Origin of the sequence: Aquabacterium parvum (genome assembly GCF_001447195.1) — a bacterium.
In the GTDB taxonomy this organism is placed as follows: domain Bacteria; phylum Pseudomonadota; class Gammaproteobacteria; order Burkholderiales; family Burkholderiaceae_C; genus Aquabacterium; species Aquabacterium parvum.
In genome coordinates, this window is the sequence record NZ_LFRI01000477.1 from 1 (window position 1) to 24,358 (window position 24,358).

At 59.5% G+C, this 24,358-nt stretch carries 27 protein-coding genes; 13 read left to right on the plus strand and 14 right to left on the minus strand.

Going from position 1 to position 24,358, the window contains the following annotated elements; translation table 11 throughout:
- The 5 genes from ABG80_RS18115 to ABG80_RS18130 all read right to left on the minus strand — a co-directional run.
- Positions 1–1,491 (minus strand): metallophosphoesterase family protein (locus ABG80_RS18115; protein WP_235513945.1); only part of this gene is annotated, 1,491 nt, incomplete at its 3' end.
- A 12-nt stretch (positions 1,492–1,503) separates the two neighbouring features.
- Positions 1,504–2,787: a recombination directionality factor gene (locus ABG80_RS18120; protein ID WP_058088999.1), complete on the minus strand. Its 1,284-nt coding sequence runs from the start codon at positions 2,785–2,787 to the stop codon at positions 1,504–1,506.
- A gap of 196 nt (positions 2,788–2,983) precedes the next feature.
- Positions 2,984–3,202 carry a GDCCVxC domain-containing (seleno)protein gene (locus ABG80_RS23635; RefSeq protein WP_083506250.1) on the minus strand — a complete coding sequence of 73 codons (219 nt, stop codon included), beginning with the start codon at positions 3,200–3,202 and terminating at the stop codon, positions 2,984–2,986.
- 7 nt (positions 3,203–3,209) lie between these two features.
- Positions 3,210–3,485, minus strand: coding sequence for a mercury resistance system periplasmic binding protein MerP (gene merP, locus ABG80_RS18125; RefSeq protein ID WP_058089000.1), 276 nt, complete (start codon positions 3,483–3,485; stop codon positions 3,210–3,212).
- Between the two features lie 12 nt (positions 3,486–3,497).
- On the minus strand, positions 3,498–3,845 hold the full coding sequence (locus ABG80_RS18130; RefSeq protein ID WP_058089001.1) for a mercuric transporter MerT family protein: 348 nt from the start codon (positions 3,843–3,845) through the stop codon (positions 3,498–3,500).
- A 75-nt stretch (positions 3,846–3,920) separates the two neighbouring features.
- On the opposite strand from ABG80_RS18130, the gene merR reads away from it, so the two are divergent.
- From merR to ABG80_RS18160, 6 genes are all read left to right on the plus strand, one after another.
- Positions 3,921–4,319 (plus strand): Hg(II)-responsive transcriptional regulator, encoded by a 399-nt coding sequence (gene merR / locus ABG80_RS18135; RefSeq protein ID WP_058089002.1) that lies wholly within the window; start codon positions 3,921–3,923, stop codon positions 4,317–4,319.
- A gap of 107 nt (positions 4,320–4,426) precedes the next feature.
- Entirely contained in the window at positions 4,427–4,858 is a 432-nt protein-coding gene (locus ABG80_RS18140; RefSeq protein WP_058089003.1) for a MerR family transcriptional regulator, read from the plus strand.
- Positions 4,855–5,271 carry a hypothetical protein gene (locus tag ABG80_RS18145; protein ID WP_058089004.1) on the plus strand — a complete coding sequence of 139 codons (417 nt, stop codon included), beginning with the start codon at positions 4,855–4,857 and terminating at the stop codon, positions 5,269–5,271. Before ABG80_RS18140 ends, ABG80_RS18145 begins: the two co-directional genes overlap by 4 nt.
- 173 nt (positions 5,272–5,444) lie before the next feature.
- Complete coding sequence (locus tag ABG80_RS18150; RefSeq protein ID WP_235513942.1) at positions 5,445–6,773, plus strand: TolC family protein; 1,329 nt, start codon at positions 5,445–5,447, stop codon at positions 6,771–6,773.
- Positions 6,774–6,786: 13 nt separating this feature from the next.
- Positions 6,787–8,457, plus strand: coding sequence for an efflux RND transporter periplasmic adaptor subunit (locus ABG80_RS18155; RefSeq protein WP_058089005.1), 1,671 nt, complete (start codon positions 6,787–6,789; stop codon positions 8,455–8,457).
- Positions 8,454–11,615, plus strand: a complete 3,162-nt coding sequence (locus ABG80_RS18160) for an efflux RND transporter permease subunit (RefSeq protein WP_058089006.1) — start codon at positions 8,454–8,456, stop codon at positions 11,613–11,615. The genes ABG80_RS18155 and ABG80_RS18160 overlap by 4 nt, the downstream gene beginning before the upstream one ends.
- 14 nt (positions 11,616–11,629) lie before the next feature.
- Here ABG80_RS18160 and ABG80_RS18165 read toward each other — a convergent pair whose 3' ends face one another.
- Positions 11,630–11,884 carry a heavy-metal-associated domain-containing protein gene (locus tag ABG80_RS18165; protein ID WP_058089007.1) on the minus strand — a complete coding sequence of 85 codons (255 nt, stop codon included), beginning with the start codon at positions 11,882–11,884 and terminating at the stop codon, positions 11,630–11,632.
- Between the two features lie 177 nt (positions 11,885–12,061).
- Here ABG80_RS18165 and ABG80_RS18170 point away from each other — a divergent pair, with 177 nt between their 5' ends.
- Positions 12,062–14,503, plus strand: coding sequence for a heavy metal translocating P-type ATPase (locus tag ABG80_RS18170; protein WP_058089008.1), 2,442 nt, complete (start codon positions 12,062–12,064; stop codon positions 14,501–14,503).
- 26 nt (positions 14,504–14,529) lie between these two features.
- The gene (gene cueR, locus ABG80_RS18175) at positions 14,530–14,976 is read left to right on the plus strand and encodes a Cu(I)-responsive transcriptional regulator (RefSeq protein WP_083506251.1); all 447 of its coding nucleotides are present in this window, start codon (positions 14,530–14,532) and stop codon (positions 14,974–14,976) included.
- Between the two features lie 34 nt (positions 14,977–15,010).
- Here cueR and ABG80_RS18180 read toward each other — a convergent pair whose 3' ends face one another.
- From ABG80_RS18180 to ABG80_RS22120, 8 genes are all read right to left on the minus strand, one after another.
- Positions 15,011–15,196, minus strand: coding sequence for a CopK family periplasmic copper-binding protein (locus ABG80_RS18180; RefSeq protein WP_058089010.1), 186 nt, complete (start codon positions 15,194–15,196; stop codon positions 15,011–15,013).
- Positions 15,193–16,041, minus strand: a complete 849-nt coding sequence (locus ABG80_RS22115) for a hypothetical protein (RefSeq protein ID WP_152987733.1) — start codon at positions 16,039–16,041, stop codon at positions 15,193–15,195. The genes ABG80_RS18180 and ABG80_RS22115 overlap by 4 nt, the downstream gene beginning before the upstream one ends.
- 219 nt (positions 16,042–16,260) lie before the next feature.
- On the minus strand, positions 16,261–16,602 hold the full coding sequence (locus ABG80_RS18185) for a copper-binding protein (RefSeq protein ID WP_058089011.1): 342 nt from the start codon (positions 16,600–16,602) through the stop codon (positions 16,261–16,263).
- Positions 16,603–16,610: 8 nt separating this feature from the next.
- A complete protein-coding gene (locus tag ABG80_RS21675) occupies positions 16,611–17,105 on the minus strand; it encodes a DUF411 domain-containing protein (protein WP_407638772.1) in 495 nt (164 codons plus the stop codon).
- Positions 17,102–17,605, minus strand: coding sequence for a cupredoxin domain-containing protein (locus tag ABG80_RS18190; RefSeq protein WP_235513943.1), 504 nt, complete (start codon positions 17,603–17,605; stop codon positions 17,102–17,104). The genes ABG80_RS21675 and ABG80_RS18190 overlap by 4 nt, the downstream gene beginning before the upstream one ends.
- A gap of 32 nt (positions 17,606–17,637) precedes the next feature.
- Positions 17,638–19,050 carry a multicopper oxidase family protein gene (locus ABG80_RS18195; RefSeq protein WP_058089012.1) on the minus strand — a complete coding sequence of 471 codons (1,413 nt, stop codon included), beginning with the start codon at positions 19,048–19,050 and terminating at the stop codon, positions 17,638–17,640.
- A gap of 14 nt (positions 19,051–19,064) precedes the next feature.
- Entirely contained in the window at positions 19,065–20,495 is a 1,431-nt protein-coding gene (locus tag ABG80_RS18200) for a TolC family protein (protein WP_058089013.1), read from the minus strand.
- Positions 20,492–20,923 (minus strand): hypothetical protein, encoded by a 432-nt coding sequence (locus tag ABG80_RS22120; RefSeq protein WP_152987734.1) that lies wholly within the window; start codon positions 20,921–20,923, stop codon positions 20,492–20,494. The genes ABG80_RS18200 and ABG80_RS22120 overlap by 4 nt, the downstream gene beginning before the upstream one ends.
- 47 nt (positions 20,924–20,970) lie before the next feature.
- Between ABG80_RS22120 and ABG80_RS18205 the strand changes: the two genes are divergently transcribed.
- From ABG80_RS18205 to ABG80_RS22130, 5 genes are all read left to right on the plus strand, one after another.
- Positions 20,971–21,660 carry a heavy metal response regulator transcription factor gene (locus ABG80_RS18205; RefSeq protein ID WP_058089017.1) on the plus strand — a complete coding sequence of 230 codons (690 nt, stop codon included), beginning with the start codon at positions 20,971–20,973 and terminating at the stop codon, positions 21,658–21,660.
- Entirely contained in the window at positions 21,657–23,072 is a 1,416-nt protein-coding gene (locus ABG80_RS18210) for a heavy metal sensor histidine kinase (protein ID WP_200964346.1), read from the plus strand. The genes ABG80_RS18205 and ABG80_RS18210 overlap by 4 nt, the downstream gene beginning before the upstream one ends.
- A gap of 210 nt (positions 23,073–23,282) precedes the next feature.
- A complete protein-coding gene (locus ABG80_RS22125; protein ID WP_137839878.1) occupies positions 23,283–23,636 on the plus strand; it encodes a hypothetical protein in 354 nt (117 codons plus the stop codon).
- Between the two features lie 116 nt (positions 23,637–23,752).
- Positions 23,753–23,947 carry a DUF2933 domain-containing protein gene (locus ABG80_RS21680; protein ID WP_407638773.1) on the plus strand — a complete coding sequence of 65 codons (195 nt, stop codon included), beginning with the start codon at positions 23,753–23,755 and terminating at the stop codon, positions 23,945–23,947.
- A 100-nt stretch (positions 23,948–24,047) separates the two neighbouring features.
- Positions 24,048–24,281 carry a YHS domain-containing protein gene (locus ABG80_RS22130; protein WP_152987735.1) on the plus strand — a complete coding sequence of 78 codons (234 nt, stop codon included), beginning with the start codon at positions 24,048–24,050 and terminating at the stop codon, positions 24,279–24,281.
- Positions 24,282–24,358: the final 77 nt, after the last annotated feature.

The following is a 24,358-nucleotide window of genomic DNA, read 5'->3' on the forward strand; positions in this document are numbered from 1 at the left end:
CAGACTGGGGGCGGGCGGCGCATGACTGGAAGGCCGCAATGAACCAATTCGCCATCCTTTACGAGGACAGATTTCTTCAACCCTCCGTCTGACCAAGGCGGTGTTCAGCCTCAAACACAAAAAATCTGACAGTCCCCGATGGCACCCCTCATCCGCCCTGCACGTGTATGACTGCGGATCTGTAGATCGACACAGCAGAACGTCATCGCTACACACCTTTCGCGGCTCATACGCCCCCTCGGTGCCACCATCACCGCAACTTGGGCATGTCGCTTCCAAAATCCTGCCAGCAATTTCATGAGGCTGGGAACACGCCAACTCACCGAGGCACCTTAGCAGCCCTTCATCCTGAACATCCGTTGCCTGCGCCCAGGCCGCAACCTTCTGCTCCAGGCTAGTTAACTGCGAAATGCCTGCCGCCCTGGTGCGCACCACCGGCACGATGCGCCCTTCCAGCTTGACCTCGGCCGCCGCACCCAGCGCCTGCTGAATGGCCTGGCGATTGACCTCATGGCGATCTTCGTCTGCAACCGTCCACCGGACACGCACGAACGCCCCGGCAACGTCCTGTTGCGCCACGGCATCCCGCAAGGCATCGAGGTCAGGCTTGCCCTCAAACACGATATCCACAGTCCGCCGAGCAGGTGTCGGCTGCAGCGTGCAGACCGCTGACGAGGCATCCACCTCCCACAGCAGCCAGCCTTTGTCGCCATCCTCCCCATAGTGAAAACGCCCGATGGAGCCCGCATAGGCGATGCGCTGCTGCCCATGCCGCCCCTCGCAGTCCCATGCCTGATGCCGGTGGATGTGCCCCAGCATGAAAGCCTGGGCCTCAGCAGCGAACAATGCGCCCGTGGTGAACTCGTGGTCGAATCCGGCCATGGGCACGCCGTGCTCGCTCAGGCAACCAAAGACGGTGCCATGCGATACGCCGATGGACGGCACGGCTAAGGACTGAGCGCGTCGGTGGCTCTCGGCAAACCCGGCCAGCAGTAAGGCCAGGTGCTCGCCCACTGCCTCGGCAGCAGCCCCCGCCCCCACCGTGGCCGCCACAGCAGCCTTGTTGACCGTGGGCACGCAGCTGAAAAGGGTCATGAGCCCATCCGGCAGCACATCGAAGCGCCAGCCTTCCGAAACCTGCCAACAGCCATTCGGCATCAGCGCCACCTGTCCAATCTGGTCGGCCACATGAACAGGGTAACGCCCGCCCAGAGATTTGAAGATGGACAGGGTGCCAGGAGGCTCGTGAGAGAACGTGCCTTGCAGCATCAGCACCGGGCAGTGGTCTGCCAGGCGACGCACCTGCGCCACCAGGCGTTCGGCTGCGGGCGAATGCAAGTCCAGGGCGTGATCGGTTGAATCCCCGGACAGCACCGCAGCCTGCACACCTGAGGCCATGGCCATGTCGATGGCTGTCCCGAAACAGCGGTCGGCCTCGATCAGGTTCTTGGGGCCGTAGTGAAGGTCAGAAAAGTGCGCGATGCGAACCATGGTGCTTCTCCCTCATGACACTCTGTGCAGTTCACTCTCGATCTTGTCGAGGTAGCCCTGCGGGTCGTTGCGATAGCGATCCAGTTCATCCCAGGCCCGGCGGCGCCCATGCGGGTTGAGCCGCCATCCTCGGCCCCACCGTCGGTCGGCGTAGGCTTGGTACTGCTCGGCGGCAATGCCATAGGCTTGGGCACGCACCAGGAGGTGTTCCAAGGTGAGATCCCCGTCATGGAGCGGGATGTCCTTGGGTGCATCGGCGATCACCGTCTCCACAACGGTATCCACATCTGCACCAGCACCCTCCCACCTTGGCGCCCCATCCAGGACCTGGGTGGCCAGTTGAGCCTGAACAATGGCCGTGTCTTCGTCCTCCCTGTCACGCAGCAAGGCCGTCACATCCACAGGCGCTTCCAGTTCGATGATCCATTGAGACACACGTGTGGGTAGGCCCGTCTCATCGATATGGGCGACCTCCATCAAGCGTTTGGTCAGGTAGAACGGGGTGCGTTGGCGATCCAGAAAGCCAGAGATACGACCGCCTCGCAGAAAGCCGATGGTTTCGAACTTCTGGATGGCCGCGTTCATGGCGTAGAAGCTGTTGGTCGGCAACTCGAACGCACTGATGGAGCGGATGCCCGGGATGAAGAACAGGAATCGCCCGGTCAGATTGCAGCGCCGCTGCTGGTAGTCGGCGCAGGACTCGGGCTCGCAAGTGCCGCCGTTGTCTTCACGCAGCACCGTCTTGCGTCCACCGAAGATGCGGATGGAGCGCCGCCCCGTATGGTCCATGGGCACCGGCGCGTGGCACATGCAGTGCCGCACACGGCCATCGGCCGAATACTGCGACCAGTAGCGCTTGTCCTGCGCGCCCCAGGCTGCGAGTTCGTGCGGCATCACGGTTTGCCATTGGTCGGACGGAAAAACGATGGGGAAGCGATAGAGGTGAAGGCCGTCGCCACGGTCCTCGCCATAGGCCGCCAGGATTTGCTTCGGCGTCTCGGGATTGGGGAAGTCTTGTGCCCGCACGGTGAACCAGGGCACATTGCGCGGGATCAGCGGTGACTTGAGTTGCGGCAGCGCACCCACGATGGCGCGCTCGATCTGGTCAAAGGACTGCCCGGCCTCGACGCCCTCGTCGTAGAGGCGTTGCGCCTGAGGTTGCTCCGCAGCTTTGCGGGTGAGCACCTTGATGCCTGCGCGGATCTTGCCGCCTGTGGGGATGCGGGCGGGACCTTGCCCGAGCAGGGTCGGCAGGGCCGCAGAACCGCCCTGGGCGGTGACAGTGGTTTTGACCATGGTGGCGCTCCTTCATGAACATTTGATGGTTCATGCTCTCGCGACTTCATGCGACGTCAAGCCTAAAAACCTACGGCGAGGTCCCGTCTAGATCTAGTGCGGCACGGTGACAAGGTGGTGTTCTATGCAATCAGCGAGAACCGCAAGCTGACGGTGAAGTATGTTCAGCCTGTGAAACAGGCATGCAGCGCGGCTCTTATCTGCCTGCGCAACAACCACGTTGTTGTTGAATAGGCGGGCATGGCACCGATCCGAATGAACAGAACACACAGCAATCCCCCGGCTTTGGGTGCAGCAGCGTATGGCAGGCCGTGCACTCGTAGTAGAACTGGCAGGCGTCGGTGGGCATGGTTTCCTGTTGTGCGTGGCCGCACTGTGGACAGGTCAGCACGGATTCAAGGATGACGGCGCTCATCGTGGCGTCACTTCTGCAAGGCAGACGGATAGCCAGCGTTCGTCGTGGCTGTGGTCAACGCGTCCGGCTTGGCCTTGTCGGCGTCATAGGTGACGATGGCTGTCTTGTTGTCGAAATCGATTTTGACCGCACTCACGCCCGGCACCTTTTCCAGCGACTTCTTGACCGTGATCGGGCACAGCTCGCAGGTCAAGTTCTGCACGGCCAGTGTGACGGTTTTCGGGGTGGTTGCCAACACGGCAAGTGGCGCGCTAGCCAGCAGAGCAATGATCAGTTTTTGCATGGAAGTCTCCTTTCAGTAGAACAGTGAGGCGAAACACGGCACGGCCAGCAGGCCTAGCAGCAGCAGCGTGACGACCCAAAACATCAGGCGCTGTCTTTGGCGTGCGCGTGGATCAGCGCACGGCGTCCCGGGCGTGCAGACCTGGGGCGCCACGTAGAGCTTGCGAAAAGCCAGTCCAAGGAAGAGCAGCGTCAGGCCGATGAAAACAGGGCGGTACGGCTCCATCGCGGTCAGGCTGCCAACCCATGACCCACCGATGCCCAGTGCCAGCAGAACAAGGGGTCCTACACAGCACACCGATGCCCCGATGGCGGCCAGCGCACCTGCGATCAACGAACCTTTTTCAGTGAGTCGTGCCATGTCGTTTTTCTAGAACTTGTTTGTCCAAGTGTTACTCTAAATCCCGTACTTAGGTACAGAGTCAAGAGGAATGTGATGGCAACAGAACTGACCATCGGCAAGCTGGCCGACGCTGCCGGAGTGAGCATCGAGACGATTCGCTACTACCAGCGGCGCGGCCTGCTGGATGAGCCACCCAAGCCACTGGGAGGGCATCGGCGCTATGCTCCCTCGCAAGCCAAACGCCTGCGATTCATCAAGCGGGCGCAGGCACTGGGTTTCACGCTGGAAGAGATCGGTGCATTGCTGACCCTTGATGCCGCGTGTGCCTGCGGTGAGACTCGGGCTCTTGCTGTGCGCAAGATGGGACTGATCAAGCAGAAGATGGCTGACTTGGCGGTCATGCGACAGGCACTGGGCGACTTGGTCCGGCAGTGTGACGATGGCAACGGTGAGGCCAGCTGCCCCATCATCGATGTACTGGCATGTGATTGATGTCATCGCGTCGTTGTCAAGCCAACCCCGAAAAGCCAATTTGACAAACAACATTCGCTTCGCCTAAACTCCGTTCTGCGCAACAGACATTAGCCAAATCGCTCCACATGCCCACGCACGCCTTCACCGTTCGCAAGCTCGCCGACTCGGCAGGAGTCGGCGTGGAAGCGGTGCGCTTTTACCAGCGGCGCGGGTTGTTGCGTGAGCCTGCCCGTGAAGGCAATGGCTTTCGTCAGTACGACGAGGGTGACGTGCGGCGCCTGCGTTTCATCAAACGTGCGCAAGAGTTGGGCTTCTCCCTGGACGATGTGGCCTCGTTGGTGTCTTTGAGCGCCGAGACCGATCAGGTGCGCGTGCGCGAGATCACCCATCAACGTGTGCTGGACATCCGCCAGCGAGCCACCCAACTGGAAGCCATGGCCGTCGCCCTTGAAGGCTTGGTCACTTGTTGCCAGAAGTCGGCCAATGGCGATCACTGCCCCATCATCGCGGCCTTGGTCGATCACGACACCCGCCCCACAGAGCAGGTGGCCGCATGACCATGCCGCGCGCGCTCAAGCATTGGATTTGCCGACTGATGGTCGGCGTGATCCTGTTCGCGCAGATGAGCGTGGCGGCCTACGCCTGCCCCAGCAACGTCGTCTCCGGCAATGCCCCCGCCGACGCCATCACCGCGATGGGCGCCATGATCGATTGCGAGCAGATGGACGAAGGCATGGGCAGGCACCTGGACCAAGCCAACCCTGGCCTGTGCGCCGAGCATTGCCACCCCACCCAACAAAGCGATCACACCCAGGTGCCTACCGTGCCTGCGGCGATGTTGATCGCGCTGTACACCGTCGCCCTGACGGTGGACGCCTCAAGGCCGGATGGCCTGGCGCCGACTGCGGACAGCCGCCTTCACGCGGCGCCACCACCGCTGTCCATACTGCACTGCTGCTTCCGCATTTGACACGCCGAGTGACGCGGCGCTGAAAGGCCTGACGGCCGCTTCAGCGCCTGGTCGCGCAGGTTGCTGGCCAATGCAGGCGCGTGGCGTTCTGCCAAGTCCTGCACACGCCCACGCCATTGGCTTCATTCGGAGGTGTCATGTTTACCCATTCTTCGCTCCTGCCGCGCAGGGGCATGCAACTGGTCGATCTCGGCCATCCCATTTGCATGCGCATGCTCACGCGCATTCGCACGCGCTTCCAAGGTGTCGTCGTTCTGGTGGCCCTCAGCCTCGCATCCTTCCACGCCCATGCCGGGGACGTCCTGACGTTTGAACATGCGCTCGGGCTGTCCCAGGCACGCTCACAGCAACTGGTGGCCCAGAACCACGCCACGGCGGCTGCCCGCGACATGGCAGTTTCGGCCGCTCAGCAACCTGATCCCGTCCTCAAACTGGGCATCAACAACCTGCCCATTAACGGGCCTGATCGCTTCAGCGTCACCCGCGATTTCATGACCATGCGCTCAGTGGGTCTCATGCAGGAGTTCACCCGTGAAGACAAACGTCTTGCACGGTCCATGCGCTTTGAGCGGGAAGCCCAGGCCAGCGAAGCCAGCCGCGCACAAGCGCTGGCTCAACTGCAACGAGACACGGCCATCGCCTGGCTGGATCTCTACTACCAGGAACGCATGCTGGCCCTGGTCAAGGCACAGCGCGATGAAATCCGCCTGCAAGTTGAGGCGACTGAGGTCGCCTACCGAGGTGGCCGAGGATCGCAAACCGATGTGCTCGCCGCACGCTCAGCACTCGCCCAAGTGGATGACCGCATCGATCTGGCCACGCGTGAAGTGAGCACCGTGCAGACCGCGCTGCGCCGGTGGACAGGTCGTGCAGCCGACACGCCCCTGGGTGATGCACCCGACACCAGCCATGTTCCCTTGCACCTGAGCGATCTGGAAAGCACGCTGACCTCGCACCCCGACATCACCTTCATGGTCAGGCAGGAAGAGATGGCTCAGGCCGATGCGGACCTGGCCCGAGCCAACAAGCAAGCCGACTGGGGTGTGGAGCTGATGCTCAGTCAACGTGGTCCCGGCTATTCCAAGATGGCCTCTGTCAATGTCTCCGTTCCCTTGCAATGGGATCAAAAGAGCCGTCAGGACCGGGACCTGGCTGCCAGGTTGGCCACCGTGGAGCAAATGCGCGCCCAGCGCGAAGAGGCCACACGGGAGCACCTTGCCCAGGTCACGGTGATGCTCCAAACCTGGCAGAGCAGCCGGGATCGCCTGCGCCGCTACGACAGCGCCTTGATCCCGCTGGCTGCCGAGCGAACACAGGCCGCCTTGACCGCCTACCGAGGCGGCAGCGGCACGCTGGCCTCCGTGCTGGAGGCTCGCCGCATGGCCTTGGACACCCAAATGGACCGGCTGCGACTCGACATGGACACCGCTCGCATCTGGGCGCAGCTCAACTACCTGATCCCGGTGGAACACGACGCGGCCATACCCGTTCTTGACCACTGACACGGAGCCTCACATGAAACTCAAAAATCTGGTGATCGCCATGATTGCCGCCACAGCACTGAGTGCCGCTGCATATGGCCTGTACGCATTGGGCATGCAAAGAGGCATGGGCATGAATGCCGATGCTGAACTGCGCCCCGCTCAGCCTGCCACAGAAGCAAACGCCACCCAAGCCCTGCCGCAAAGCGTGGCAGAGGGTGAAGACGCCACCCGGCGACACATCGCCGATGGCCTCAAGGCTGGCGACATGGACCCGGTCACCGGCAAGAAGGTCTTGTACTACCACGACCCCATGGTGCCGGGCAACAAGTTTGACAAGCCCGCGAAGTCGCCTTTCATGGACATGATGCTGGTGCCCGTCTACGCAGACAGCGATGGCGACCAGGGCAAGGTCACTGTGAGCCCACGCATCCAGCAGAACCTGGGTGTGCGCACCGCAGAGGTCACAGAAGGGGTGCTGTCGCCCCAGGTCTCTGCCGTGGGCAGCATCGCTTACAACGAACGCGACCAGGTTGTCATGCAAGCACGGGCCGCCGGGTTTGTGGAGCGGCTGCATGTGCGCGCCACGCTGGATGCGGTCAAACAAGGTCAGCCCCTGGCCGATCTCTATGTGCCTGATTGGGTGGCCGCGCAAGAAGAGTTCTTGTCTGTTCGCCGCATGCGGGGTGCCGACCTGGGCAGCTTGGTGGATGGCGCTCGCCAGCGCATGCGTCAGGTGGGCATGAGCGAGGATCAGATCAAGCGCGTCGAGCAAACCGGCAAGACCCAGCCGCGCATCACTTTGGCGGCACCCATCAACGGCGTGCTCAGTGAGTTGATGGTGCGCGAAGGCATGTCCGTCATGCCAGGGGCCACCTTGTTGCGCATCAACGGCGTGTCCACGGTTTGGGCCAACGCCGAAGTGCCGGAGAGTCAGGTCGCACAACTGCGCCCAGGCACCAAGGTGCAGGCCCGCAGCCCGGCTGTGCCTGGCACCACCTTTGAAGGCACGGTTCAGGCCCTGGTGCCAGAGGTCAACCCTGGCACCCGCACCCTCAAGGCCCGCGTTCAATTGAACAACCCAGGCATGCGCCTCGTGCCTGGCATGAGCGTGACCATGCAGTTCATGGACATGCGTGCCGACAAGTCCTTGTTGATCCCCACCGAGGCCGTCATCCAGACGGGCACGCGCACCGTGGTGATGCTGGCCGAAGACAAAGGGCGGTTCCGCCCGGTCGAGATCGAGACGGGCATCGAGAGCGATGGGCATACTGAGGTCAAGCGCGGCCTGGATGTGGGCCAGCGTGTGGTGGTGTCTTCGCAGTTCCTGATCGATTCGGAAGCCAGCCTCAAGGGTGTCGAAGCCCGCTTGAATGGCACGCCTGCGACGACGGTGGACAAGGCTGCACCCAGACACGAAGGTCAGGCCAAGGTAGAAGCCCTGACAGGCGAGGCCATCACCTTGTCGCACGGGCCGATTGCCTCACTCAAGTGGGGCTCTATGACGATGGATTTCAAGGTGCCACTCAAGGGCGGGCTGCCCCGCCATCTGGAAGTGGGTGACCCGGTGAGCTTTGAGTTCTACATGGATGCCGACGGCATGCCGCAGTTGACCCGACTGTCGCACCTGGCACCTGAGCCCCAGCCTGCGTCCGAGGCGCCCCATCAAGCCCATGGGACAGCCAAGCAAGGGAGCAAGCCATGATCGCCCGCCTGATCCGTTGGTCCATCACCAACCGCTTCCTGGTGCTGCTGGCCACCTTGATGCTCAGTGCATGGGGGGTGTATTCGGTTGCGAGAACGCCCCTGGACGCCTTGCCCGACCTGTCTGATGTGCAAGTCATCATCCGCACGACCTACCCAGGCCAGGCACCGCGCATCGTCGAGAACCAGGTCACCTACCCGCTGACCACGACCATGCTGTCGGTGCCTGGTGCCAAAACGGTGCGGGGGTACTCCTTCTTCGGCGACTCTTATGTTTACGTGCTGTTTGAGGACGGCACCGATCTGTACTGGGCCCGCTCGCGTGTGCTGGAGTACCTGAACCAGGTTCAGTCGCGTTTGCCTGCCAGCGCCAAGGCTTCGCTGGGGCCCGACGCCACGGGCGTGGGCTGGATCTACCAATACGCCCTGGTGGACCGTGGGGGCACACAGGATGCCGGGCAACTTCGAGCGTTGCAGGACTGGTTCTTGAAGTACGAACTCAAGACAGTGCCGAATGTGGCGGAAGTGGCCTCGGTGGGCGGCATGGTGCGCCAGTACCAAGTGGTGCTGGACCCCGACAAACTGGCCACCTACGGCATCCCGCACACCCAGGTGGTCGAGGCCATCCAGAAGGCCAACCAGGAAGCGGGTGGCTCGGTGCTGGAACTGGGCGAGGCCGAGTACATGGTGCGTGCCTCTGGCTACCTGCAATCGCTGGACGATTTCCGACAAGTGCCCTTGATGACCACCGACGCAGGCGTGTCGGTGCGCCTGGGGGATGTGGCCCGCATCCAGATGGGGCCGGAAATGCGCCGGGGCATCGGTGAGCTGGACGGTGAGGGAGAAGCCGCTGGCGGCGTGATCGTGATGCGCTCAGGCAAGAACGCATTGGAGACGATTGCTGCGGTCAAGGCCAAGCTCAAGACCCTGCAAGCCAGCTTGCCCAAAGGGGTGGAGATCGTGCCTGTGTACGACCGATCCACCCTCATCGAGCGTGCGGTGGAGAACCTTTCGCACAAGCTGCTCGAAGAGTTCGCCGTGGTGGCCGTGGTGTGCTTTGTCTTTTTGTTTCACCTGCGCTCGGCCCTGGTGGCCATCATCTCGCTGCCCCTGGGCATCCTGGCGGCTTTCATCGTCATGCACTACCAAGGGGTGAACGCCAACATCATGTCGCTGGGTGGCATCGCCATTGCCATTGGCGCCATGGTGGATGCAGCCGTGGTGATGATCGAGAACGCACACAAGCACCTGGAACATTGGGAGCAGGCCCACCCCGATCAAACGCTGGAAGGTGCCGAGCGTTGGAAGGTCATCGGCGACTCGGCGGCCGAGGTCGGGCCCGCGCTGTTTTTCTCACTGTTGATCATCACGCTGTCTTTTGTGCCAGTGTTCACGCTGGAGGCGCAAGAGGGGCGGCTGTTCTCGCCGCTGGCCTTCACCAAAACCTATGCCATGGCGGCGGCAGCGGGCTTGTCGGTCACGCTGATCCCCGTGCTGATGGGCTACCTGATCCGTGGCCGCATCCCCAGCGAGCAGAGCAACCCGCTCAACCGACTCCTGATTGCCATCTACCGCCCACTGCTCAATGCAGTCTTGCAAGGCCCCAAGCGCACGCTGGCGGTGGCCGCCGTGTTGCTGTTGCTCAGCTTGTGGCCCTTGCAGCACATTGGCGGTGAGTTCATGCCCAAGCTGGACGAGGGCGACCTGCTCTACATGCCCACGGCCCTGCCAGGCTTGTCCGCAGGCAAGGCCGCCGAGCTGCTTCAGCAGACCGACCGTTTGATCAAGACCGTCCCCGAGGTGGCCAGTGTCTATGGCAAGGCAGGCCGCGCCGAAACCGCGACCGACCCGGCACCCATGGAGATGTTCGAGACCACCATCCAGTTCAAACCCAAAGACCAATGGCGCCCCGGCATGACGCAAGACAGGCTGGTTGAAGAACTGGACCGCATTGTGAAAGTACCCGGCTTGGCCAACATCTGGGTGCCCCCCATCCGCAACCGCATCGACATGCTGGCCACCGGCATCAAGAGCCCCGTGGGCGTCAAGGTGGCGGGCACCGACCTGGCCACCATCGACCGACTCACGGGTGAGATCGAGCGTGCGCTCAAAGATGTGCCCGGTGTCAGCAGCGCCTTGGCTGAGCGCCTGACCGGTGGGCGCTATGTCGATGTCAACATCCGCCGCGATGCCGCCGCGCGCTTTGGCATGAACATCGCTGATGTGCAGTCGCTCATCAGCTCGGCAGTGGGCGGCGAGAACATTGGCGAGACGGTGGAAGGCTTGCAGCGCTTCCCGATCAACCTGCGCTACCCACGCGAGACACGTGATTCGCTGGAAAAACTGCGCACCTTGCCCATCGTGAACGAGCGTGGAGAGCGCCTGGTCTTGTCCGACGTGGCCGACATCCGCGTGACCGATGGCCCGCCCATGCTGCGCAGCGAGAACGCCCGCCTGTCAGGCTGGGTGTATGTGGACATCCGGGGGCGGGATCTGCGATCAGCGGTGCAGGACATGCAAAAGGCCGTTTCAGCTAAGGTCAAGCTGCCACCGGGCTACTCAGTGTCCTGGTCAGGCCAGTTCGAGTTCCTGGAGCGGGCCACGGCCAAGCTCAAGGTGGTGGTGCCCTTCACGCTGCTGATCATCTTCGTGCTGCTGTACCTGACATTCGGTGCATTTGACGAGGCCTTGCTGATCATGGCCACGCTGCCCTTTGCCCTGGTGGGCGGCATCTGGTTGCTCTACCTGCTGAGCTACAACCTGTCGGTGGCTGGGGCAGTCGGGTTCATTGCATTGGCTGGCGTATCCGCCGAGTTCGGCGTGATCATGCTGCTCTACCTCAAGCAGGCTTGGGGCGAGCGCATCGACAAGGGCCAGGTCAGTGTCGATGACTTGCTGGACGCCATCCGTGACGGTGCCGTGCTGCGCGTGCGCCCCAAGGCCATGACGGTGGCAGTGATTCTGGCGGGTTTGCTGCCGATCATGTGGGGCACCGGCACTGGCTCGGAGGTCATGCAACGCATTGCTGCACCCATGGTCGGGGGCATGATCACGGCGCCACTGCTGTCGATGTTCGTGATTCCGGCTGCGTACCTGCTGATTCGCCGCAGCAAAAAGGCAAGGCACGCCACGCAAGCGCCTCACATGAAACATGCCTGAAGGCTGTCACGCCATCACCCACAACAACAGCCACCTCGACTGGCCTTCTCGGGTTTGATCGGCCCATTTGTCATCACCACAGGGGTGTAACCAGCCTCCTGGATTGCGTCGCGAAGTTCATCTGCATCTGCCTCGGTGGGTTCGATCTGGACTTGGTGCGACTGCAACTCGATCCGTACAGTGGCCTCTTTATCGATGGCCCGCACCGCCTTGGTGATGGTGCTGACGCAATGGCCGCAAGTCATGTCCTTGACTTCAAAAGTGATCATCAGAAACTCCGAATGGTTTTTGGTGGGTTCACTTTCAAGCTTCCCACAGCAGGAAGGTCAAGCACCTGTTTTCAATAACCATGCCATCAAAGCAAGTAATTGCCACATGACTTTACATTCCCACGATGGGAAGCTTGAGGATCCACGACAAACATCAACCACCTATACGGGCACACCATGATCTCCCCGCAAAAGCCGCTGGCCACATTCCGAATCGACATCCCCATCTCGGGGATGACTTGCGCTTCTTGTGTGTCCAGGGTAGAAAAATCGCTCAAGGCAACGGCTGGTGTGCAAAGCGCCAACGTCAATTTGGCCACCGAAGTGGCCTCGGTCCAAGCGGACCCATCTGTGAACCTTGAGGTACTCAGCGCAGCCGTCCGCGAGGCCGGCTACGACCTGAAGACCACCGATGTGGCCCTCCATGTCGAGGGCATGACCTGCGCCTCTTGCGTCACCCGGGTGGAAAAAGCCTTGCTCAAGGTTCCCGGCGTCTTGTCGGCCTCCGTCAACCTGGCAACCGAACAGGCCGCCGTGCGTGCACTCTCCACGATCCCACCCGCATCTCTCGTGGCAGCGGTCACCAAGGCAGGCTATGTGACTCAATTGAAGCGGGAAGCCGAGCCCGCAAAGCCCAACACCCTGCCGACATGGGGGCCCGTGGCGATCGCTTCTGTTTTAACCTTGCCTCTGGTATTGCCCATGGTGCTGCAGTTGGTGGGGATCGACTGGATGCTCAATGGCTGGCTGCAACTCGCACTGGCCACGCCGGTGCAATTCTGGCTGGGCTGGCGCTTCTACCGGGCAGGATGGCGGGCCGTCAAGGCCAAGGCCGGCAACATGGACCTGCTGGTTGCGCTTGGCACGTCCGCAGCCTTCGGCCTGTCCGTCTACCTTCTGATGCGGCATTCACAGCACGGCATGCCGCACCTCTATTTCGAAGCCTCGGCTGCCGTGATCACGCTCGTTCTCCTGGGCAAGTGGCTGGAGGATCGCGCAAAGCGGCAGACCACGGATGCGATTCGCTCTCTGAACGCCTTGCGGCCGAGCACGGCACTGGTACGACGCGATGGCGTTGACGTCGAAACGCCCGTGGCCGACGTGCGGGTCGGTGACCTGGTGTGCATACGCCCGGGTGACCGCGTGCCCATCGATGGCGACATCATGGAGGGGCGCAGCCACGTGGATGAATCGCTCATCACCGGCGAAAGCCTGCCTGTGTCCAAACAAGTGGGTGATCAGGTGACCGGCGGGGCCATCAACGCCGAGGGCATGTTGATTGTCAAGACGCAGGCCGTCGGTGCCGAAACAACCCTGGCACGCATCATCCGGCTGATCGAGTCGGCCCAGGCGGGCAAGGCACCCATCCAGCGCATCGTGGACCGTGTCAGCGCCGTGTTCGTTCCCGTGGTGTTGGGGGTCGCGCTACTCACCTTTCTGGCTTGGCTTGGCATCAACGGAGACTGGGAGCATGCCCTGATCAACGCCGTGGCCGTGCTGGTGATCGCCTGCCCATGTGCATTGGGCCTGGCCACACCCACGGCGATCATGGTCGGAACAGGTGCCGCCGCACGCCGAGGCATCCTCATCAAGGATGCTCAGGCATTGGAGATCGCGCATTCGGTGACCGTCGTGGCGTTCGACAAAACAGGCACACTGACGGAAGGCAAGCCGACGCTGGTAGCCGTTGTCCCGGCCGAAGGGTCAGGCATTGACGAAGTGGTCGCTCTGGCCGCAGCGTTGCAACAAGCAAGCAGCCATCCGCTGGCACTGGCAGTCACCACCCACGCCCGCGACGCCAGCCTCACCATCCCCTCTGTGCAAGATGCCAAGGCACTGGCGGGCCGGGGCGTCGAGGGCATGGTGAGGGGAGCCAAGTTGATGCTGGGCAACACCAGACTTTTGAATGAACTGGGGGTGGATGCAGGTGCGCTCGGCACGCAAGCCGATGTGTTGGAGCGGCAAGGACGGACCTTGTCATGGCTTGTGCAGCAAAACGCAGGCGGCTTTGAACTGTTGGGGCTGATGGCCTTCGGAGACACCGTCAAGCCCACGGCAGCTGCAGCGGTGAGAAACCTGCACCAACTGGGCATCAAAACCCTCATGCTGACCGGCGACAACCAGGGCAGCGCTGATGCGGTCGCGCAGGCCCTGGGTATTCTCGATGTGCGAGCGGAGGTGCTGCCCAGCGACAAAGCGGCCATCGTGCAAGCCTTGCGCGCCAGCGGTGAGGTCGTGGCCTTCGTGGGTGATGGCCTGAACGATGGCCCTGCCCTGGCTGCAGCATCTTGCGGTTTTGCGATGGCCGGAGGTGCTGACGTGGCAACCGAGACCGCAGGCGTCACGCTGATGCGCGGCGACCCCAGGCTGGTGGCCGACGCCCTGGATGTGTCGCGGCGAACCTATGCCAAGATCAAGCAGGGGCTGTTCTGGGCCTTTGCCTATAACGTCCTGGGCATCCCACTGGCGGCACTGGGCATGCTCAACCCCGTCATCGCGGGTGCCGCCATGGCGCTCAGCAGCCTCAGCGTCATCGCCAATGCGCTCTTGCTGCGCCGTTGGCGGGGTGCGATGGAAAACGAGTTGCCACAGCACACCAAGCCTGTCACCGTCAACTAACAAGGAGCCGCTGGATGAGCGAACACATGAACATCGGAGATGCGGCCAAGGCCTCCGGCGTGTCGGCCAAGATGATCCGGCACTATGAAAGCGTGGGGCTCTTCCCCGGCGCTTTGCGAACCGATGCAGGTTACCGCCAGTACACCGACAAGGAGGTCGGCACCTTGCGCTTCATTCGGCAAGCCAGAGACCTCGGGTTCTCGCTGGATCAGATCCGCGAACTGCTGGGACTGTGGCAAGACCGTCGACGCCCAAGCCGCCAGGTAAAGGCGCTGGCCCAGGCCCATCTGCAGGAGTTAAACCAGAAGCTCCAGGAACTGCTTGCCATGAAGGCCACCCTTGAACACCTCGTTCATTGCTGCCATGGTGATGACAGACCGGACTGTCCGATCCTCGATATCCTGGCAACCCCACATGCCCAAAGCGAAACGAAGCCCGCGCGTAGCGGGCTGCGGTCAGGTCGGCAAAGTTGACCTGGACGATGTGGGCAAGCAACGCATCATCCAATCAATCCAGGTGTCCTTCGCTGATCAGGATGCCAAGCCTTGCCACCTCGTTGCTGCTCGCAACTATCTTCTTCCCGTCGACGGTTTCTAACGTTTCCCCTTTTTTCATGTAAACGGCTTTCCCATACTTACTTTCCTTCGCCATTTTTCCATCCTTGAAAATGTAAAGCGTGCCACCATCTTTCAGTTGATGCGTAGCAGCGGCCTGATTTTTTGCCGCAACTCATCCGTCATTATTGAAATAATGTACTTGTCATAGACCCTTGCCAATTGCGCATCATTGCCGCCCAAACGGATGTTCTTTTTGAACAAGGCAGTACCTCTGGACCCAGGTATATCTGGCCTGCGTGAGGGAACATTTAAAACTTGCCTGACACGAAATCCGGAGCGCACAGCATGCGCGTTAACCCAAATATCATCCGCATCAGGACACGTCTCCCGGTAACCGAGTCCGACTCGCTTGAGCAGAAGCAGAAAATCAGGTGGGTAAAGTACGCCACCTACCCCAGTGGAGAAATTAAGATGGGAGGGGGCACTGCTATTGCAAAGCGGCCATGCGATGTAGGGCATCAATGCATCGCCATTCGTTAAGACAGACCGAGCGCGCAAACAATGAATAACGGCCTTATCGCTCAACCAGGCATCAAAAAGATGCTTGAAAGCAAGATGTTCGTAAAAAACATCGTCGTCAATGGTGATCAAAGGTCGAACGAAAGAGGCATTCATCTGCAGATAAGGTTGCAGCTTTTTGTGAGGCCCATCGTTTTCGCAGGTTATCACCTCCAATCCACGATGACACAAACGCGTCAACGATTTCGGCAATCGCCCCGGCCAATCTTCCCGAGACAAGAACAGAATGACTCTTCTGGGCTTAATTCCGCTGCACGCAGATTCGATCGCCAAATGAACCCTGTTGACACGATCTCCGTGTGAAGTGAGGGACACATCAAACGCTGAGCTCTCGTCCACCAATTTTTCTTTCGATAACCAGTTTTTCAATGCATACCGAAGAAAAAGAAGATAGCTCTTCACCACAGCCCCAAAATAAAAAGCATTCCCAAATCAGGCCAAACACCATCTTCAGCAGAGTGGGCACTGAATTGGACTATGGGCGATCCTCTAACCAATCAACCGATCAGATAAATCGCCCAAGCAAAGCCTGATTGAATCGATCTCGGAAAAACACCACCGAGCAAAGACAGTCAACACCAACTCAACAAGCCTGGCGCCTAACGTGATTCAACACTTTCGTCAGGGCGCATTTTTTATTTCCGTCACGATCATCTTCCCACCCTCGCTGAGGACCATGAATTTCACCTGATCACCAGGCTTGAGATTGGACAAGATGCTCTTGTCTTTGGCGGTAAACACCATGGTCATGCCTGGCATGTCCAGGTGCTTGATGTCACCATGCTTGATGGTGACTTTGCCGTTGGTCTGATCAATTTTCTTGATCTCGCCGTCGGTCATTGCGGGAGCCTGCGCGGACTCCATCTTCGAATGGTCCATGGCAGCTTGAGCGAATGAAGCAAGTGGAGAAGCGATGCCGATGGCACAAGCCGATACGGCTAAAAATTTAGCAATGGCGTTCATTGTTGACCTCATGAATAAGAGTTAAAAACCTGAACCGATCCGTTCTTTCGGATCAGCAGCACCTGGTATGGATCGCGGTGACCATCAAAGTCAGGTCCATCCATCCCAGGAGATCCGACAGGCATGCCTGGCACAGCCAAACCCAGTGCATTTGGCCGGTCTTTGAGCAACCGGCGGATATCGCGCGCAGGGACGTGCCCCTCGATCACATAGCCGGACACCACAGCCGTGTGACAGGATGCCTGCCGCTCCGGCATCCCAAGGGTGGCACGCGCGGCCTTGTTGCCCTCATCCACCACGGTGACGACGAAGCCATTGTGCTCAAGGTGCGAGACCCACAGCTTGCAACAGCCGCAGTTGGGATCTTTCCACACCTTGATTGGTGTTCGCTCCGCAGTCTCTGAGGCCGCCCAAATCGTCGGCGCACATGCCAACGACAAGGCCGCCATCAGCACTTTGCGCCTGGAGCGCAATGGAGATGCAGATTGGTCTCGCATGATCATTTCTTCGAAACCTGGACCTTGCCCTTCATGCCCGCCTCGTAGTGACCAGGAACCAAGCACGCGAAATTCACTGTCCCGGCTTTAGTGAATTGCCAGACGATTTCACCTTGCTGCCCAGGCGCAATGGACACCTTGTTGGGCTCGTCGTGCTCCATGTTCGGGAACTTCTTCATCACCTCCAGATGCTCCAAAGGTTCCTTTTCGGTCCCCAGGTTCATCTCATGCTTGATCTGGCCTGCGTTTCTGACGACGAAGCGCACTGTTTCGCCCTGCTTGACTTGAATCGATGCAGGTTCAAATCGCATCTTGTCGTTCATCGAAACCTTGATCGTTCGGGTGACCTTCGATGCCCGACCAGGCTTGCCGATGGCGGTTTCTTCAGTGGCCTGGGTTCCTGCACCATGGTCATGCGCATGGTCTCCCCCAGCAAATGCGAAAGCGGACAGCGTCAAGCAAGTTGCGGCAATGAAGTGGGTGGCGAATCGACGTTTGTTCATCATGAATGAAAACTCCGTATCAAGTGGTTGAGAAATCAGTGATCGCTGTGAGACGTCGGCTTGCGGGCTCGCACCTCGACAGCCTTGTCAGGCTTATTGGCCCGGGGCATAGATTGCCCGCCTTCAGACTTGAATCTGGCAGGCTCACTCAAGGGGCCGGTATATTCATGCGCCACGGTGCCAGCAGGATGCTTGAACCAACCAGGGTCCTTGTAGTCGCCATGCTTTTGGTTCTTGCGAACCTTGACGACACTGAACATGCCACCCATCTCGACCGAGCCGAAAGGCCCTTCGCCCGTCATCATCGGTGCGGTGTTGTCGGGTATCGGCATTTCCATTTCGGTCATGTCGGCCATCCCGCGCTCGCCCATGACCATGTACTCGGGCAGAAGGTTCTTGATCTTCTTGGCAACGCCACGATGATCCACACCAATCAGGTTCGGGTTGTCGTGCCCCATGGCGTTCATGGTGTGATGGCTCTTGTGGCAGTGAAAGGCCCAGTCACCTTCCTCGTCAGCTAGGAACTCGACCTGCCGCATCTGACCAACGGCTACGTCGGTGGTCACCTCGTACCAGCGGGTGCTTTTCGGCGTCGGGCCACCATCGGTGCCTGTCACCAAAAATTCATGGCCATGCAAATGGATGGGATGGTTCGTCATCGTGAGATTGCCAACCCGGATGCGCACCTTGTCGTTGAGTCGAACGTTGAGCGAATCGACCCCTGGGAAAATGCGGCTGTTCCATGCCCACAGATTGAAGTCAAGCATGGTCATCGTCTTGGGGGTGTAACTGCCCGGATCGATGTCAAAAGCATTGAGCAAGAAGCAGAAGTCTCTGTTGACCTCATCGATCAACGGGTGCTTGTTCTTCGGGTGCGTGACCCAAAACCCCATCATGCCCATGGCCATCTGGGTCATTTCATCGGCGTGGGGGTGATACATGAACGTTCCCGGGCGTCGTGCTACGAACTCGTAAACGTAGGTCTTCCCCACGGGAATGGCGGGCTGATTCAAACCGGCCACGCCGTCCATGCCGTTGGGCAGGCGCTGTCCATGCCAATGGATGCTCGTGTGCTCTGGCAACCTGTTGGTGACATAAATTCGAACACGGTCGCCTTCCACCACTTCAATGGTAGGCCCCGGGCTTTGCCCGTTGTACCCCCACAGGTGCGCCTTGAAGCCTGGCGCCATCTCTCTCACCACCGGCTCGGCAACCAAATGGAACTCCTTGACGCCCTGGTTCATACGCCAGGGCAAAGTCCAGCCATTCAAGGTCACCACAGGGTTGTAAGCACGCCCTGTTTCAGGAACGAGAGGAGCCATGGTGTCCGAACTGGTCTGAATCACCGGCTCAGGCAACGCGGCCATCGCCACGCGACTGACGGCACTGGCTGCCACGGCGCCACCAGCAATGCCAGCCATCCTGAAAAAATCTCTTCTTGACGACATCTTTGTTCCTTTGATCAATGACCGCCACCGGCGCTGGGAGCTGCGCCGCCGACGGACAAGGTGGTACTGGTGGGGCGCCCGATCAGCGATGCCTGCATCGCGGCGTCGGCCAACCAGAACTGTTGTTCAGCATCGATGGCGGCAATCACAGTTTCCACTTGATCCCGGTAGTCGGCCAGCAACTCGAATACACCGATGAGCATGCCGTTGTAGCGAAGCTGGTTCTCATCCGAGATGACCTTGCGCAAAGGCAGAACCTCGTCTCTGTAATGCCTGGCGACGTCATGAGCAGCTCGATAAGCCGAATAGCTCTCTCGCAGGTTGGAGCCTGCTGAGCGTATGACGGCCTCAAGCTGATTGGCCGCAGCCAAAGTACGCGCATTGAAGGCGTCGCGCTGCATACCGCCCCAGTCAAAAATTGGCAGTCGCAAGGCCAACTCATAACCTCTGGCAGTGGAACTTGTTCCCGCTGCGTTATCAAATTTGGTGTTCCTGCGGGCGGTCAACTCGATGTCGGTAAACGAGTTCACCAGTTCAAGACCCTGAGCCTTGGCATACGCATCGAAATTGCTCTGGGCCAAGCGAATATCCAGTCGAGATTGAGACGCCTGCGCACTGAATGCCTTCGGATTCACCGGTTCCTTGGGTAAGTCGGGGAGACGATCTGGAAGCCTCAGTTGATCGACTTGGGCATCGTTCAAACCAAGCAGACGTACCAACTCCTCTCTGGCCGCCGTGTTCAGATGGCTTACAGAGGCCAACCGGGTTGCTGCGTCGGCATAAAAGGCCTGTTGCCTGGCGCGCGAAACTCGGTTGAAGTTGCCGACCGCTTGCATACGCTGCGCCAGTTCTGCGCTTGCTTGGGATGCCTCATAGACCTGTTCGGCATACTTGAGCGTCTGTTGAGCGGCCACAGCACGGACCCAAGCCTGGCGGACCAAGGTCACCTGATCCACGACGTCTGCTGCCAGCTTCACCTGTGCTTGATCGATTCGTCGGCTGGCGGCACTTTGTCTCCAAGGTAGAGAGATGAGATCAAGCAAGCCAAAGGACAAAGCGCGCCCCAACTCCAGCTCATCGCCAGCGCGCAAGCGCTCAAAACTGAACACCGGATTGGCGATGCGGCCTGACTGAGCCGTCTGAGCTGCTTCAGCCCAACTCTGCGCCAGCAGGGCTTGCATGGAAGGACTGTTGACCAACGCCAACTCCACTGCTTGCGACTGGCTCAAAGGCTTTTCCAACAGAGAGTGGGCTCGTCCGCGGAGTTTTGTCTTTTCAGAATCGTTCGTCGCCAGCGACAGATTCCCCTGCGTGAAGCCCGAGGTTTCGTCGTTGATGCGCTTGACCGATTGACCAATGTCGATGCTCGCACAACCCGAGAGAACACCCAAACCGATCGCAGCGACACCCGCTCTCAGCGGTACTCGATTGAACAGCCTTTTCATCGACGGCTCTCCCCATGACCTGCGTGCGGATCATCGCGTTCAGACTCGCTGCTCGGTTTGATGTTGGGACCACCACGCGACTCTCGTGCGTAAGCTCGCCAACCACCAATGCGACCGACCAAGTCGTTGGACTCTTTCCAGGCCGCGAGAACCGGATCGGAAAAGCCCTGGTAGCTGCCAATAGGGGATCGGTAGGTCACCATGAATTCAGGTGGCGCGATTGGTTCAGCACTGGCAGGCTGCTGGGCTTGGGTCAGCCCCCCCATGGCTAACAGCACCAGACCCAGTGCGGGGCGAACAACATAGGACGATTGGGCCAATAGCATGTCTTCCTCTTGGCAAGCTGTGATTTCAAGCTGCCATTGTGCCAGGTCAGCCTGTCGAGAACCTGTTTCGCAGATGACAGTTTTGTCATCTGCGAAACGCACGTCAGAATGGCGGCAAACTCATGCGCTGGCAGGAACTGGAGATCACCGTGCGCATCTTGATCGTAGAAGACGAACCAAAGACCGGGGAGTACCTGCGCCAAGGGCTCAGCGAAGCAGGGTTTGTTGTCGATCTGGCGACCAACGGCCCCGACGGGATTCACCTCGCCAAACACGGTGCGCACGATCTGGTGATCCTGGACGTCATGCTGCCAGGTCTCAACGGGTGGCAAGTGCTGAGCACCTTGCGTCAGCAAGGCCTGGAAATGCCTGTCTTATTTTTGACAGCCCGCGATCAAGTCGAGGATCGTGTCAAAGGGCTGGAGTTGGGCGCCGATGATTACCTCATCAAACCGTTCTCGTTCGCGGAGTTGCTGGCGCGGGTTCGAATCATCCTGCGCAGGGGGCGGCAGCATGGTGACGGCCCAACGTTGTGCGTTGCTGATCTTGAGATGGATCTCTTGCGACGACGCGTGACCAGAGGTGGCGTGAGGATCGACTTGACGGCCAAAGAGTTCGGTCTTCTGGAGCTACTGATGCGGCGACAAGGTGAGGTGCTGCCGCGTTCTCTCATCGCATCGCAAGTGTGGGACATGAACTTCGACAGCGATACCAACGTGATCGAGGTGGCCATTCGACGCCTGAGGGTCAAAATCGACGAAGGCCAAAACATGAAGTTGATTCAAACAGTACGAGGAATGGGGTACGTTCTCGAAGAGCCTGGAAGGTCTGCTCAGTGAAGATCGAACGACTGAAGGCGTTGTCACTGACCGCTCGCTTGACATTGTTCTTCACCTTGACGTCCGTGTGCATTGTGCTGGGCTTGGGCAGCCTGCTTATGTACGCTGCAGACCAGCATTTCATCGATTTGGACCGCTTCACCCTCAGTGACAAGCAAGTCCTCATCAAGGACATCCTAACGAAGTCGCGCTCTCAAGATGACGCCCGCAAAAGATTGAGCGAGGCCTTGAATCACCACCACGGCATGTACATCTCTGCCAAAGGCATTGACGGATCAACACTCTACAGTTCAGATCGGTTTTCTCCGCCTGGGCAAGTGGCGCCGGGGTTGAGCCAGCCTGACGAGCAGGTGTTTCAAAGGTGGCAGAGTCAAGGGCGGGAATACCGGGCGCTTCGCATGCAGCAAAGCCCTGGATACGACCCCACCAACGCCCTTGACGTTGTTGTGGCCATTGACACGAAACACCACGACGAATTCATCGCCCAACTCGGCCGAACCTTGGCGATTTACACGGTACTTGCGATGATCGCCAGCGGCATGTTCAGTTGGTTTGCTGCCCACCAGGGTCTTGCTCCGTTGAGGGCGATGAAATCGCGTGCTGCGACAGTTTCCGGGAGGCAACTTGACGAGCGGATGCCTGTCGGCTCAGTTCCCATTGAGATGGCCGATCTGGCAAAGGAACTCAACAGCATGTTGGACAGGCTGCAAAGTGATTTTCAGCGTTTGTCAGATTTCTCCTCTGATCTGGCGCATGAACTGCGCACACCTATCAGCAACTTGATGACGCAAACACAGGTTGTCCTGTCATCGCAACGTGACACGGAGACCTATCGAGATACCCTGGCATCTAACGTCGAGGAGTTTCAGCGCTTGGCCAGAATGGTGTCAGACATGCTTTTTCTGGCCAAGACTGAACGCAGCTTTGCCATACCTCAAAAGGAGCATTTTCAAGCGTCATCAGAAATCCAGAAACTCGTAGAGTTTTACGATGCCGTCGCGGAAGAAAAATTTATCCGCATCAACGTTGTGGGCGATGACCTGATCACAGGTGACAGGCTGATGTTCAGGAGGGCCGTCAGCAATCTGCTGTCAAATGCCCTTCGCCACACACCGAGCAGCGGAGACGTTTGCATCTCCGTGCGAAAAGCAGAGCCCTATATCGAGGTGGCTGTTGCCAATTCGGGCGAAGACATCGACCCCAAGGTTTTACCAAGGTTGTTCGATCGATTCTTCCGTGCAGACCCCGCTCGGGCTCACCCATCCAGCGACGGCGCAGGACTGGGTCTGTCCATCACCCGTGCGATTGTCGAAGCCCACAGCGGAAAAGTCGCCGTCACCTCAGAGCACGGGCGCACCTGCTTCACGCTGAGTTTCCCGGTGGGCGACAGGGCGAACCCGACCCACGCCTGACATGCTCATTCTGTTGTGGAATTGGCATCCAGGCACCCGGTGCCGCGCAATGCGCGCCCTCTGCCATTGATCTAGATCAAGCTGGCTGGCGTTAATGGCCTCAATGACACCAAGATAACAAACCTGTAATCTCTGACTCACCTGCATGAAAGGTGCTGCCACTAAGCTGAACTCACCACAACCGTTCGCCTAGCGAATACTGGAGTCAGCATGATCGTCAATCAACGCAACTTCTCTGCCGCAGCCCTGGTTTTTTTGGCACTGAACGGAATGGCCTTTGCACAATCAAAGGCAGAAGATCACTCGGCACATCACCCTGCGGCGTCGGCATCCGCGTCAGTTGTTGCCCCAAGCGCATCGACTTCGTCGGCCATGAGCGAGTCAATGGGCATGCACGCCCACATGGAAAAGCACCACGCCGAAATCCAGCGAATCATGAAGATCCGAGACTTCAAGAAGCGCCAGGAAGCCATGAATGAGCACATGAAAGCCATGAAGGAAAGCGGCTGTCCAATGATGAAGGACGGCATGGGCATGGGCCCGGCATCCGGTACGAAAAAGTGATTTCCACGTAAACACTCGCAATACACGGAGCGCAAATGACAAACGCACACACCCATCACCAAAGCAGCACTGGACGCCCATCGTTTCTGAGGTCCCCGCTCGGCGTAGCGTTGATCATGGTCGGCGCCATTCTGGCGTTCTTCGTATTGCGAGAGCACTGGTCGCATGTCGTGGGTAAGCTGCCCTATCTGTTGCTATTGGCATGCCCACTGATGCACCTGTTCGGGCATGGACATGGCGGTCACGGAGGGCAAAAGCACGGGTCTGACACGCCACAGAAATCGGCAGATTCTGGCAAGACAACCCGATGAAGTGCATACAACGTGAGTTTGGAGCGGCCTACGAGGCCCATGCTTTCATCACACCAAGGTTCCTGCCGCGCTTTTTCCAATCACCGCTGGAGAGTTGCCCGTGAATGAAAATCACAGCCATCACCACTCACCAAGCGATAGCACCGCATTGCTTGACGACGAAGTCAAGGATCCAGTTTGTGGCATGACGATCAGGCAGCAATCGGCACTGACCGAGAGCTACGCAGGCAAGATGTTCTTCTTCTGTAGCGAACGCTGCAAAGCCAAATTCCTCTTGTCACCGACCGGCGTAATGGAGCCACTTCGTGATCGGCATATTGGAGCCAGCCGATGATCGGCGTTATGGATCCAGTGCGTGATCGCCGTATTGGAGCCAGCGGCGGATCGGCGTAATGGAGCCAGTCTGCGCTG

Coding starts and splice junctions, on each gene's coding strand:
- ABG80_RS18190 (WP_235513943.1), bottom strand. CDS start 17,605: ATGATGAACAAACGTCGATTCGCCACCCACTTCATTGCCGCAACTTGC.
- ABG80_RS18185 (WP_058089011.1), bottom strand. CDS start 16,602: ATGAACGCCATTGCTAAATTTTTAGCCGTATCGGCTTGTGCCATCGGC.
- ABG80_RS18200 (WP_058089013.1), bottom strand. CDS start 20,495: ATGAAAAGGCTGTTCAATCGAGTACCGCTGAGAGCGGGTGTCGCTGCG.
- ABG80_RS18140 (WP_058089003.1), top strand. CDS start 4,427: ATGCCCACGCACGCCTTCACCGTTCGCAAGCTCGCCGACTCGGCAGGA.
- ABG80_RS18130 (WP_058089001.1), bottom strand. CDS start 3,845: ATGGCACGACTCACTGAAAAAGGTTCGTTGATCGCAGGTGCGCTGGCC.
- merP (WP_058089000.1), bottom strand. CDS start 3,485: ATGCAAAAACTGATCATTGCTCTGCTGGCTAGCGCGCCACTTGCCGTG.
- ABG80_RS18160 (WP_058089006.1), top strand. CDS start 8,454: ATGATCGCCCGCCTGATCCGTTGGTCCATCACCAACCGCTTCCTGGTG.
- ABG80_RS21680 (WP_407638773.1), top strand. CDS start 23,753: ATGGTCGGCGCCATTCTGGCGTTCTTCGTATTGCGAGAGCACTGGTCG.
- ABG80_RS23635 (WP_083506250.1), bottom strand. CDS start 3,202: ATGAGCGCCGTCATCCTTGAATCCGTGCTGACCTGTCCACAGTGCGGC.
- ABG80_RS18150 (WP_235513942.1), top strand. CDS start 5,445: ATGCAACTGGTCGATCTCGGCCATCCCATTTGCATGCGCATGCTCACG.
- ABG80_RS18195 (WP_058089012.1), bottom strand. CDS start 19,050: ATGTCGTCAAGAAGAGATTTTTTCAGGATGGCTGGCATTGCTGGTGGC.
- merR (WP_058089002.1), top strand. CDS start 3,921: ATGGCAACAGAACTGACCATCGGCAAGCTGGCCGACGCTGCCGGAGTG.
- ABG80_RS22125 (WP_137839878.1), top strand. CDS start 23,283: ATGATCGTCAATCAACGCAACTTCTCTGCCGCAGCCCTGGTTTTTTTG.
- ABG80_RS21675 (WP_407638772.1), bottom strand. CDS start 17,105: ATGATCATGCGAGACCAATCTGCATCTCCATTGCGCTCCAGGCGCAAA.
- ABG80_RS18170 (WP_058089008.1), top strand. CDS start 12,062: ATGATCTCCCCGCAAAAGCCGCTGGCCACATTCCGAATCGACATCCCC.
- ABG80_RS18120 (WP_058088999.1), bottom strand. CDS start 2,787: ATGGTCAAAACCACTGTCACCGCCCAGGGCGGTTCTGCGGCCCTGCCG.
- ABG80_RS18155 (WP_058089005.1), top strand. CDS start 6,787: ATGAAACTCAAAAATCTGGTGATCGCCATGATTGCCGCCACAGCACTG.
- cueR (WP_083506251.1), top strand. CDS start 14,530: ATGAACATCGGAGATGCGGCCAAGGCCTCCGGCGTGTCGGCCAAGATG.
- ABG80_RS18145 (WP_058089004.1), top strand. CDS start 4,855: ATGACCATGCCGCGCGCGCTCAAGCATTGGATTTGCCGACTGATGGTC.
- ABG80_RS18165 (WP_058089007.1), bottom strand. CDS start 11,884: ATGATCACTTTTGAAGTCAAGGACATGACTTGCGGCCATTGCGTCAGC.